The organism is Mammaliicoccus sp. JADD-157 (genome assembly GCF_049310805.1).
GTDB lineage: Bacteria > Bacillota > Bacilli > Staphylococcales > Staphylococcaceae > Mammaliicoccus > Mammaliicoccus lentus.
Window position 1 is genome coordinate 999,807 of record NZ_JBMOVZ010000001.1, and the last position, 12,497, is coordinate 1,012,303.

General features: G+C 33.2%; 12 protein-coding genes. All 12 read left to right on the plus strand.

Annotation, left to right across the window (positions count from 1 at the left end; all coding sequences use genetic code 11):
• Positions 1-52 precede the first annotated feature (52 nt).
• The 12 genes from dprA (at position 53) to ACO6VN_RS05080 (ending at position 12,489) form a co-directional block, all read left to right on the plus strand.
• Entirely contained in the window at positions 53-925 is an 873-nt protein-coding gene (dprA, locus tag ACO6VN_RS05025) for a DNA-processing protein DprA (RefSeq protein WP_216683846.1), read from the plus strand.
• A 106-nt stretch (positions 926-1,031) separates the two neighbouring features.
• A complete protein-coding gene (gene topA / locus ACO6VN_RS05030; RefSeq protein WP_016998603.1) occupies positions 1,032-3,104 on the plus strand; it encodes a type I DNA topoisomerase in 2,073 nt (690 codons plus the stop codon).
• A gap of 183 nt (positions 3,105-3,287) precedes the next feature.
• Positions 3,288-4,592: an FADH(2)-oxidizing methylenetetrahydrofolate--tRNA-(uracil(54)-C(5))-methyltransferase TrmFO gene (gene trmFO, locus ACO6VN_RS05035; RefSeq protein WP_064211586.1), complete on the plus strand. Its 1,305-nt coding sequence runs from the start codon at positions 3,288-3,290 to the stop codon at positions 4,590-4,592.
• 63 nt (positions 4,593-4,655) lie between these two features.
• Positions 4,656-5,534: a tyrosine recombinase XerC gene (gene xerC, locus ACO6VN_RS05040; protein WP_016998605.1), complete on the plus strand. Its 879-nt coding sequence runs from the start codon at positions 4,656-4,658 to the stop codon at positions 5,532-5,534.
• 12 nt (positions 5,535-5,546) lie between these two features.
• The gene (hslV, locus tag ACO6VN_RS05045) at positions 5,547-6,089 is read left to right on the plus strand and encodes an ATP-dependent protease subunit HslV (RefSeq protein ID WP_016998606.1); all 543 of its coding nucleotides are present in this window, start codon (positions 5,547-5,549) and stop codon (positions 6,087-6,089) included.
• Complete coding sequence (gene hslU / locus ACO6VN_RS05050) at positions 6,090-7,508, plus strand: ATP-dependent protease ATPase subunit HslU (RefSeq protein WP_050988886.1); 1,419 nt, start codon at positions 6,090-6,092, stop codon at positions 7,506-7,508. It abuts the gene before it with no gap.
• 19 nt (positions 7,509-7,527) lie between these two features.
• Positions 7,528-8,301: a GTP-sensing pleiotropic transcriptional regulator CodY gene (gene codY / locus ACO6VN_RS05055; RefSeq protein WP_016998608.1), complete on the plus strand. Its 774-nt coding sequence runs from the start codon at positions 7,528-7,530 to the stop codon at positions 8,299-8,301.
• Between the two features lie 160 nt (positions 8,302-8,461).
• Positions 8,462-9,238 (plus strand): 30S ribosomal protein S2, encoded by a 777-nt coding sequence (gene rpsB, locus ACO6VN_RS05060; protein WP_016998609.1) that lies wholly within the window; start codon positions 8,462-8,464, stop codon positions 9,236-9,238.
• A gap of 100 nt (positions 9,239-9,338) precedes the next feature.
• Positions 9,339-10,223 carry a translation elongation factor Ts gene (gene tsf / locus ACO6VN_RS05065; RefSeq protein ID WP_216683848.1) on the plus strand — a complete coding sequence of 295 codons (885 nt, stop codon included), beginning with the start codon at positions 9,339-9,341 and terminating at the stop codon, positions 10,221-10,223.
• An 81-nt stretch (positions 10,224-10,304) separates the two neighbouring features.
• Positions 10,305-11,027 (plus strand): UMP kinase, encoded by a 723-nt coding sequence (gene pyrH, locus ACO6VN_RS05070; RefSeq protein WP_016998611.1) that lies wholly within the window; start codon positions 10,305-10,307, stop codon positions 11,025-11,027.
• Positions 11,028-11,045: 18 nt separating this feature from the next.
• Complete coding sequence (gene frr / locus ACO6VN_RS05075; protein ID WP_016998612.1) at positions 11,046-11,600, plus strand: ribosome recycling factor; 555 nt, start codon at positions 11,046-11,048, stop codon at positions 11,598-11,600.
• Between the two features lie 139 nt (positions 11,601-11,739).
• Entirely contained in the window at positions 11,740-12,489 is a 750-nt protein-coding gene (locus ACO6VN_RS05080) for an isoprenyl transferase (RefSeq protein ID WP_216683849.1), read from the plus strand.
• Positions 12,490-12,497: the final 8 nt, after the last annotated feature.

Genomic DNA, 12,497 nt, shown 5'->3' on the forward strand with positions numbered 1-12,497 from the left:
CAATCCACTAATCCAACCTCACATATTCTGCACTATAGAAGGAGCAATAATTATGAATTTTAATCAAGAAATAGTTTTAAAATTAACTTACGCTGGTTTTACGACTAGGCATTTACATAAAATGTTAAGTTATGATACAAGTTTAAATTTTATTGATGATCATGATGAGTTCTTAAATTTCATTTCCAAATCGAATTTTAATTATAATAAAATGTTTGCAATGTATAATAGGTATCGAGATAGTGATATAGAGGAGCTAGTAAATAACATCGAAGCTCAGAATATTAAATTTGTCTTTTCTAACCAGTCGGGTTATCCTAATTTACTGAAGCAGATTTACGATTATCCATTAATGTTATTTGGGCAAGGTGATATGAATTTATTAAATCATTCAAAAATGCTCGCAATTGTTGGTTCTCGTAAAGCAACTACCTATACTGAACAGATTTGTGATACATTAATACCAAGTTTAGTTAAAGCTAATATCACGATTGTATCTGGTTTAGCAATGGGCGCGGATTATTTCGCTCATCTAAAAACGATAGATCAAGGTGGTCACACGATTGGTGTTGCAGCTTTTGGACTGAATTACCATTATCCAAAATCTACAGATTATATAAATTTGTTTATGAGAAAGCATCATTTAGTAATAAGTGAATATTATCCTAATGTTAAGTTACAGAAATGGCGTTTTCCTGAGAGAAACAGAATTATAAGCGGTTTGTCTCAAGGCGTTTTAGTTACTGAAGCAAATGAACGAAGTGGATCACTTATTACAATTGATCAAGCGTTAGATCAAAATCGTAATGTTTATTGTTGTCCTGGTACTATATTCCAGAACTTGAGCAAAGGCGTAAATAAACGAATTCAAGAAGGTGCTAAACTTATACAAACGCCTGAAGATATACTTGAAGATTTTAGGTAAAATGGAACAAATTGAAAGGTTTGAAAAAATATTTTAATTGACAAAGCTGAATTTATCAGTTTATCATTTACATTTGTAATCAATAGAATAGCAAGGGGGAGTTACTTTGGCAGAAAATCTTGTCATTGTCGAATCGCCTGCAAAAGCTAAAACCATTGAAAAATATTTAGGAAAAAAATATAAAGTCATCGCTTCTATGGGGCACGTTAGAGATTTGCCTCGTAGTCAAATGGGTGTAGATGTAGATAATTATTATGAACCTAGATATATAACTATTCGAGGTAAAGGACCAGTCGTTAAAGATTTAAAACGTCATGCAAAAAAAGCTAAAAACGTTTATCTTGCGAGTGACCCTGACCGAGAAGGTGAAGCGATTGCTTGGCATTTAGCACATATATTAGATATAGATGAAAATAAAAAATCACGAGTAGTATTTAATGAAATTACGAAAGATGCTGTAAAAGAAAGTTTTAAGCATCCAAGAGAAATCGAACATGAGTTAGTTGATGCTCAACAAGCACGTAGAATATTAGATAGACTAGTGGGTTATAATATATCACCAGTTTTATGGAAGAAAGTGAAAAAAGGTTTATCTGCAGGACGTGTACAATCAGTAGCATTACGACTTGTGATTGATCGTGAAAATGAAATTAATAATTTTAAACCTGAAGAGTATTGGACAATAGAAGGTTTATTCAAACATAAAACAAAAACGTTTTCTGCTAAATTCTTACATGAGAAAAGCAAACCAGTTAAGTTGAAAAATGAAGGTGACGTTAAAAAAATCACAACACAATTAGATGGGGACAAATTTGAAGTTACACAAGTAACGAAAAAAGAAAAATTAAGACACCCTGCTAAATCATTTACAACTTCTTCATTACAACAAGAAGCTTCGCGTAAATTGAATTTCAAAGCTAGAAAAACAATGATGCTTGCTCAACAATTATATGAAGGTATAGATCTTAAAAAGCAAGGTACTGTCGGGTTAATCACATATATGAGAACTGACTCCACACGTATATCAGAAACAGCACAAGCTGAAGCAGCAACATTTATTGAAAATGAATATGGTAAAGAATATTTATCAAAAGCAAAAGCTACTAAAGGTAAACAAGGTGCACAAGATGCCCACGAAGCAGTAAGACCTACAAGTGTTGCTAGAACGCCAGAACAAATGAAGGCATTTTTATCTAGAGATCAACATAGATTGTACAAGCTGATATGGGAAAGATTTATGGCGAGTCAAATGGCTCCTGCAATAGCAGATACAGTAGCTGCAGATATAACGCAAGGCGATTTGAAATTCAGAGCAAATGGTCAAACGATTAAATTTAAAGGTTTCATGAAAGTATATGTTGAAGCTAAAGATGATCAAGATGAAGAGAAAGATGGTAAATTGCCTCCATTAGAAAAAGGAGATATCGTTACTGCTGAGAAAATTGATCCTAAACAACACTTTACGCAACCACCACCAAGATATACGGAAGCGCGTTTAGTAAAAACAATGGAAGAATTAAAAATTGGTAGACCATCTACTTATGCTCCAACAATTGACACAATACAAAAACGAAATTATGTCAAACTTGACCAAAAACGTTTTATACCAACTGAACTTGGTGAGATTGTTCATGAATCAGTGAAAGAATACTTCCCTGAAATTATCGATGTAGACTTTACAGTTAATATGGAAACACTATTAGATAAAGTCGCTGAAGGCGAAATAGAATGGAAGAAAGTTATCGATATGTTCTATGAGAACTTCAAAATTGATGTTGCTAGAGCAGAAGAAGAAATGGAAAAAATAGAAATTAAAGATGAGCCTGCAGGAGAAGATTGTGAATTATGTGGTTCACCTATGGTTTATAAAATGGGAAGATACGGGAAGTTTATGGCTTGTTCTAATTTCCCTGAGTGTAGAAATACAAAAGCAATTATTAAAACGATTGGTGTTAAATGTCCGAAGTGTAAAGAAGGCGAAGTGGTAGAGCGTAAGTCTAAGAAAAATCGTATTTTCTTCGGTTGCTCAAGATATCCTGAATGTGATTATACATCATGGGATAGACCATTAGATCGTTCATGTCCAAAATGTGATACAGTTTTAGTTGAACGTAAAAAAGGAAAATCTGCACAAGTTATTTGTCCAAATTGTGATTATAAAGAACAAGAACAGAAATAATGTGTGAAGTGCAAAAAGTTATCGGTATAGATAATTTTTTGCACTTGTTTTTTGTTTATTGGTAGAAATAGTAAATTGTCACTAATTTTTAAAAATTTGCTTTAGTTTATTATTTGATTAAATTCAGATTTGTTATACAATTCAATATGGAATATAAAAATGTGGAAACAGGAGGCATTTAATATGACTTCAATAAATGTTATTGGCGCTGGTCTAGCTGGGTCGGAAGCGGCTTATCAAATCGCCAAAAAAGGGATAAATGTTAACTTATATGAAATGAGGCCAGTCAAAAATACGCCAGCTCATCATACTGATAAATTTGCTGAATTAGTTTGTTCTAATTCTTTGAGAGGTAATCAACTTACAAATGCTGTTGGTGTTCTAAAGGAAGAAATGAGACAACTCGATTCACTTATTATAAGAGCTGCTGATAATGCACGTGTTCCTGCGGGAGGAGCATTGGCTGTAGATAGACATGATTTTGCGGGGTATATTACTGATACTTTAAGAAATCATCCTAACATAACTGTAATGAATGAAGAGATTACAAAAATACCTGATGGGCCAACAATTATAGCAACTGGACCCCTTACAACACAAAGTTTGACACAAGAAATTATCAATATTACTGGGGAAGAACAATTATATTTCTACGATGCAGCTGCACCAATCATTGAGAAAGATTCAATTGATATGGATAAAGTTTATTTGAAATCGCGCTATGATAAAGGTGACGCGGCATATTTAAATTGTCCAATGACAGAGGAAGAATTTGATAGATTTTATGAAGCGCTTATTCAAGCAGAAGTAGTACCTTTAAAGGAATTTGAGAAAGAAATTTATTTTGAAGGGTGTATGCCTTTTGAAGTCATGGCTGAAAGAGGTAAGAAAACTCTTTTATTTGGGCCAATGAAGCCAGTAGGTTTAGAAGATCCTAAGACGGGGAAACGTCCATATGCAGTGGTTCAATTACGACAAGATGATGCAGCAGGCACGCTATATAATATTGTAGGTTTTCAAACACATTTAAAATGGGGCGCTCAAAAAGAAGTGATTTCATTGATTCCTGGATTAGAAAATGTTGATATTGTACGTTATGGCGTTATGCATAGAAATACTTTCATTAATTCGCCGAACGCGTTAAAAGAAACTTACCAATTGAAATCACGTAATGACTTATTCTTTGCTGGTCAAATGACTGGAGTTGAAGGATACGTAGAAAGTGCAGCGAGTGGTTTAATTGCAGGTATTAATGCGAGTAAATTAGTATCGAATTTGGAACCAATAGTATTCCCAAGAGAAACAATTATCGGTAGTATGGCTTACTATATTACACATGCAAATAATAATAAAAACTTCCAACCGATGAATGCTAACTTTGGTCTCTTACCTACATTAGAAAAACGTATAAAAGATAAAAAAGAACGTTATGAAAAGCTAGCAAATCGTGCATTGAAACACTTAGATTCATTTAAAGTAATGTTATAGTAAATTATTTTAAGATTTATAATAATTGTGATACAATTCAGATAAATTGAGGAGTGAGTATAAATGCATGCTATAGAGCAACAATTCTTAAATATGTTAATGTATGAAAAACACTTTTCTACGCATACATTGAATGCTTATGAACTTGATTTAATTGAATTTAACAATTTCTTGAAGACGGAACATTTGTCATTAAAAGAATTTGAATATAAGGATGCAAGGAGATACCTTGCATTTTTGTATGATAAAGAGCATAAACGTACAAGTGTATCACGTAAAATCTCAACACTGAGATCTTTATACCAATATTGGATGAGTGTAGACAGTGATATACAAAACCCGTTTATTCAACTTGTTCATCCTAAAAAAGAACATCATTTACCAAGTTTCTTCTATGAAGAAGAAATGGAAAAACTATTTGAAACATTAAATGATGGAAAAAGAACAAATATTAGAGACAAAGTCATATTGGAATTATTATATGCAACAGGAATTCGTGTTTCAGAATTAGTTCATATTCAATTAGATGATATAGATTTGGATTATTCTTTTGTGAAAGTATTAGGAAAAGGTAATAAAGAAAGAGTTGTACCTTTTGGTGAATATTGTCAAAGTGCAATAATAGATTATATTGATAATTTTAGAAGTCAGTTAAAAATAGACCATGATTATTTAATTGTTAATATGCGTGGACAAGCTATTACTGAGCGTGGCATAAGATATGCTTTGAATGAAATTGTTAAACGTACTCAAGGCGTTTATCATATCCACCCCCATAAATTGCGCCATACATTCGCGACACATTTATTAAATCAAGGTGCAGATATGAGAACAGTTCAAAGTTTATTAGGTCATGAAAGTTTGTCTACAACGAGTCAATATACACATGTTACAAAAGATCAATTAAGAAAAGTATATTTATCTGCACATCCGCGTGCATAAAGGAGAATTAAAATGAGTTCAACATTACATGCTACAACAATATTTGCAATTAGACACAATGGACATTCTGCAATGGCAGGAGATGGACAAGTGACATTAGGCGAACAAGTTATCATGAAACAAACTGCTAGAAAAGTGCGTAGACTTTATCATGATAAAGTTGTTGCTGGTTTTGCTGGTAGCGTTGCCGATGCGTTTACGTTATTTGAAAAATTTGAAGTTAAGTTACAAGAATATAGTGGTAATTTAACTAGAGCTGCTGTAGAGCTCGCCCAAGAGTGGAGAGGCGACAAAATGTTGCGTCAGTTAGAGGCAATGTTAATCGTTATGAATGAAACGGATCTACTTGTAGTAAGTGGTACTGGCGAAGTGATAGAACCTGATGATGGCATAATCGCCATCGGATCTGGTGGAAACTATGCGCTAAGTGCTGGTCGGGCATTGAAATCATATGCCCCTAATTTATCAGCTAGAGAAATTGCTGAAGCTTCATTGAATACTGCAGCAGATATTTGTGTATTTACTAACCATGAAATCAGAGTGGAAGAAATTTAAATGGAGGGTTCCAGGTTGTCACAAAATCAATTAAAAATGACACCACATGATATTGTTGATCGTTTAAATGATCACATCATTGGTCAACAAGATGCAAAACGAAAAGTTGCAATTGCATTAAGAAACAGATATAGAAGAAGTTTATTAGAAGAACAGTTAAGAAATGAAATCATCCCTAAAAATATATTGATGATTGGACCAACAGGTGTTGGTAAAACAGAAATTGCTAGAAGAATGGCTAGACTTGTAGGTGCACCATTTGTAAAAGTTGAAGCAACAAAATTCACAGAAGTCGGATATGTCGGACGTGATGTGGAAAGTATGATACGTGATTTAGTTGAAGTTGGTCGACGTATCGTTAAAGAAGAAAAGAAAAAAGGCGTATTAGAGGATGCAAAGAAAAAAGCGAATGAACGTTTAGTGAAACTACTCGTTCCGAGCATGAAGAAAAAAGCGCAAACTAATACAGGTAATCCATTAGAATCTTTATTCGGCGGTCAATTTCCAAACTTTAATCAACAACAAGAAGAGGAAGAAGCACCAACAGAAGAAATCAAAACAAAACGTGAAGATATAAAGAAACAACTTCTTAATGGAGAGTTAGAAGAGGAAATAGTAAAAATCAAAGTAGAACAAGAACAACAATCATTAGGCATGATGGGTATGGAAAATAATCCGCAAATGCAAGACATGCTTTCTCAAATGATGCCAAAGAAAAAAATAGAAAGAAACTTGCCTGTTAAATCTGCTAGAAAAATCTTAATCGACGAAATTGCGAATGAATTAATCGATCAAGAATCAGTGAACGAAGAAGCAATTCAGCTTACTGAACAAATGGGCATGGTCTTTATAGATGAAATTGATAAAATTGCTGTAAGTAATAACAGTGGTGGACAAGATGTTTCACGACAAGGTGTACAAAGAGATATTTTACCAATTGTTGAAGGTAGTGTAATCCAAACTAAATATGGTTCTGTGAATACTGAACATATTTTATTTATTGGCGCAGGTGCCTTCCACATGTCGAAACCGAGCGATTTAATCCCAGAATTACAAGGGAGATTCCCAATCCGTGTTGAGTTAGAAAGTTTAACTACAGAAGATTTTGTGAAAATATTAAAAGAACCAAAACAATCTCTTCTTGAACAATATAAAGCATTACTTGAAACTGAAATGGTTACTATAAACTTTACAGATGATGCAATTAACAGATTAGCTGAGATTGCATTCCAAGTTAATCAAGAAACAGATAATATTGGTGCTCGAAGATTACACACGATATTAGAAAAAATGTTAGAAGACTTATCTTTTGAAGCTTCTAATATGCCAAATGCAGTAGTAGATATTACACCTGAATATGTAAATCAAAAATTAGAATCAATCGCAACGAATAAAGATTTAAGTGCATTTATATTATAAAAAAAGGAGCAAAAATTAAATGAGTTTATTATCAAAGACAAGAGAATTAAATACATTACTACAAAAACATAAAGGGATAGCTGTAGATTTTAAAGATATGGCTAAAACAATAAGTGATGTAACAGTAACAAATGTTTTTATCGTTTCAAGAAGAGGGAAAATTTTAGGTTCAAGTTTAAACGAATTATTAAGCAATGATAGAATTATACAAATGTTAGAAGATAGACATATACCAAAAGAATACACTGATCAATTAATGCACGTAAGCCAAACTAAAGAAAACATTGGAATTGATGATGTATTAACTGTTTTCCCACCAGAAAACAAAGAATTATTTGAAGATAGCCAAACAACTATTTTCCCAATTTTAGGTGGTGGTGAACGCTTAGGTACATTGGTTGTTGGACGTGTTACTCAAGACTTTAACGACAACGATTTAGTTTTAGGTGAATATGCAGCGACTGTTATCGGTATGGAAATATTAAGAGAAAAGCATAACGAAATTGAACAAGAAGCTCGAGATAAAGCTGCTATTAATATGGCAATCAACTCTTTATCTTATTCTGAAAGAGAAGCAATTGAGCATATCTTTGAAGAATTAGGTGCTCCAGAAGGATTGCTAGTTGCATCTAAAGTAGCTGACCGTGTTGGTATAACTAGATCAGTTATTGTAAATGCTTTAAGAAAACTTGAAAGTGCTGGCGTTATTGAATCACGCTCGTTAGGTATGAAAGGTACGTTCATAAGAATTAAAAAAGAACGTTTCTTAGATGAGTTAGGAATAACTAAATAAAAATACTTGATGAGTCAAGCTAAATATGATATATTTAACAACGGCTGAAAAAGCCAAATTCACACATATTCACGTAAATTATAGTTTGGTGCAACATTTTGATTGTTGTTACTATAATATGTGATTATGGCGGAATAAAACCAATTAGGAGGAATTTATTATGGCAGTTATCTCAATGAAACAATTGCTAGAAGCAGGTGTTCACTTCGGTCACCAAACACGCCGTTGGAACCCAAAAATGAAAAAGTATATCTTTACTGAAAGAAACGGTATCTACATTATCGACCTACAAAAAACAGTTAAAAAAGTTGATGAAGCATACAACTTTATTAAATCTGTTTCAGAAGAAGGCGGTAAAGTATTATTCGTAGGTACTAAAAAACAAGCACAAGAGTCAGTTAAAGAAGAAGCTGAACGTGCTGGTCACTACTACGTTAACCAAAGATGGTTAGGTGGTATCTTAACTAACTATAAAACAATTTCTAAACGTGTAAAACGTATTTCTGAAATTGAAAAAATGGAAGAAGACGGTACATTTGATGTACTACCTAAAAAAGAAGTTGTAGAAATTAAAAAAGAATACGACCGTTTAATCAAATTCTTAGGCGGTATTCGTGATATGAAATCAATGCCTCAAGCATTATTCGTAGTTGACCCTCGTAAAGAGCGAAACGCAATTGCTGAAGCACACAAATTAAACATTCCAATCGTTGGTATTGTTGATACAAACTGTGATCCAGATGAAATCGACTATGTTATCCCTGCGAACGATGATGCTATCCGTGCTGTTAAATTGTTAACTGGTAAAATGGCAGATGCTATTATTGAAGGTCAACAAGGCGTTTCAAATGAAGATGTTGCTGAAGAGCAAAACATCGACTTAAACGAAACTGAACAAGCACCTAAAGAAGAATCAACTGAAACTACTGAAGCATAATTTCAAAAAGGTGATAAGGTTCTATAACTTATCACCTTTTTTTAGAAAGAATTACTAAATTTTTTATAATTGATTATTTATATAAATGGAGGAATTTAATATGGCTATATCAGCTAAACTTGTCAAAGAATTACGTGAAAAAACTGGCGCAGGTATGATGGACTGTAAAAAAGCTTTAACAGAAACAGATGGTGACATCGATAAAGCGGTAGACTTTTTACGTGAAAAAGGAATTGCTAAAGCAGCTAAAAAAGCTGACCGAGTAGCAGCAGAAGGTACAACATATGTTGCTTCTAAAGGTAACGAAGCTGTAATCCTTGAATTAAACTCTGAAACTGACTTTGTTGCTCGTAACGAAGGTTTCCAAAACTTAGTAAAAGAAATGGCTGATCATATTCTTGAAGTTAAACCAGCTGATGTTGACGAATTAAACGCTTCTAAATTAACTAATGGACAAACTGTAGAAGAAAAAATGAACGAAGCTATTTCAACTATTGGTGAAAAATTAACTTTACGTAGATTCACTATAAAAACTAAAACAGATAACGATTCATTCGGCGAATACCTACACATGGGTGGACGTATCGGTGTGTTAACTCTTGTTGAAGGTTCTACTAATGCTGAAGCTGCTAAAGACGTTGCTATGCACATCGCAGCTTTAAACCCTAAATTTGTTTCTCGTGACCAAGTTTCTGAAGAAGAATTAGAGCACGAAAAAGAAATTCTTAAACAACAAGCATTAAACGAAGGCAAACCTGAAAATATCGTTGAAAAAATGGTAGAAGGTAGAATGCGTAAATATTTAGAAGAAATCTGTGCTGTAGACCAAGCATTTGTTAAAAATCCAGATCAAACTGTTGCTGAATTCTTGAAAACAGATGGCGGCGTGCTTGTAGATTTCGTTCGTTACGAAGTTGGGGAAGGTATCGAAAAACGTTCTGATAACTTTGCTGATGAAGTAAAAGGACAAATGGGAGGTAACTAAGGTTACCTTTTGAAAGAAGACACGTCTTGTGTCTTCTTTCGTTATATTAAGACCTAATTATAAGCATAGAGAGGGATCGAGATGACAAAAAATTCTAAATATAAACGCGTCGTTCTTAAATTAAGTGGAGAAGCCTTAGCCGGAGATTCAGGTTTTGGTATTAACCCAGTTGTAATAAAAAGTATTGCTCAACAAGTTTCAGAAGTAGCTCAAATGGACTGCGAAGTTGCAGTTATTGTTGGTGGCGGAAACATTTGGAGAGGAAAAACAGGTAGCGATTTAGGAATGGATCGCGGTACAGCTGATTATATGGGTATGTTGGCGACAGTAATGAATGCTCTAGCTTTACAAGACAGTTTAGAACAATTGGACTGTGATACAAGAGTATTAACATCAATAGAAATGAAACAAGTTGCAGAGCCTTATATTAGAAGACGTGCAATCCGTCATTTAGAAAAAAAGAGAGTCGTTATATTTGCAGCAGGTATCGGCAATCCGTATTTCTCAACTGATACAACTGCAGCATTAAGAGCTGCTGAAGTTGAAGCTGATGTTATCTTAATGGGTAAAAATAATGTAGATGGTGTTTATTCTGCTGACCCTAAAAAAGATCCTAATGCAGAAAAATACGAAAGATTGACATATATTCAAATGTTACAAGAAGGATTACAAGTGATGGATTCAACTGCATCATCGTTTTGTATGGACAACGACATCCCACTTGTTGTATTCTCGATAATGGAAGAAGGAAATATTAAACGTGCCGTTCAAGGTGAAGAAATCGGTACGATTATTACAAAATAAACACGAGGTGTAAATTCCATGGCAGATGTTATTAAAGAAACAAAGTCAAAAATGAATAAAACAATAGAGAGCTTTAGTAGAGATTTAGCTGGGATTAGAACTGGTCATGCAAATGCGAATCTTTTAGACAGAGTGAATGTTGAGTATTATGGTGTACCAACACCAATTCAACAATTAGCTGGTATATCTGTTCCAGAAGCTCGTTTGTTAGTTGTTCAACCATATGATAAATCTTCTGTTGAAGATGTATTGAAAGCAATTAATGCAGCAAATCTTGGGGTAAACCCAACAAGTGATGGTACAGTAATTAGAATCACTGTTCCTGCATTAACTGAAGAAAGAAGAAAAGAATTAGTTAAAGAAGCTAAAAAAGAAGCTGAAAACGCTAAAGTTGCAATCCGTAATGTAAGACGTGATTCAAACGAAGACTTGAAAAAACAAGAAAAAAATGGCGACATTTCAGAAGATGACTTAAGAACTCAAACTGACAAAGTTCAAGAAGTAACAGACGACTTCATTAAGCAAATAGATGACTTAACTACTGAAAAAGAAAAAGATATTCTAGAAATCTAAAGATATGGGCTGTACCAAATCAGACTTTGGTACAGTTTTTTTCTTTATATACACAGAATGCTTCTTTTTGTGATAAAATGTATTACGATATGTTTAATTCAAATACATATAAATTCGCGTTTGTTTGATGGAGGACGCTATGATAAAAAAGTTTATAAAGCAAAAACAACAAATAAATAATGATAATATTTTAACTATTCCAGAACATATAGCAATCATAATGGATGGAAATGGACGATGGGCTAAAAATAAAAAAATGCCCCGAATAAAAGGCCATTATGAAGGGATGCAAACTGTTAAAAAAATCACGAGAAAAGCTAATGATTTAGGTGTGAAATACTTAACGTTATATGCTTTTTCAACTGAAAATTGGAGTAGACCCGAAGACGAAGTCAATTATATTATGAAATTGCCAGTAGATTTCTTAAAAACATTTTTACCAGAACTAATCGAAAAAAATGTAAAAGTATCGACTATAGGTTTTTCAGATCAATTGCCGAATCATACTAAAAAAGCAATAAATGAGGCAATTAATAAAACAAAAGATAATACAGGATTAAATTTAATTTTTGCTTTAAATTACGGTGGAAGAGCAGAAATTTTAAATGCAGTTAAAAAACTATATCAAGAAATCGATGTGGGTCGTATGTCTATAGATGATTTAACAGAAAAAAATATAGAGGATAATTTATTTACTTCAGACATTCCTGATCCAGAATTATTAATACGTACTTCTGGAGAGGAAAGATTGAGTAATTTCTTAATATGGCAATCATCATATAGTGAATTTGTATTTACTAAAACACTATGGCCAGATTTCGATGAACAATCACTTATAGATTGTTTAAAAATTTATCAGTCAAGACAACGTAGGTTTGGTGGACTGTAAAGGAGAAA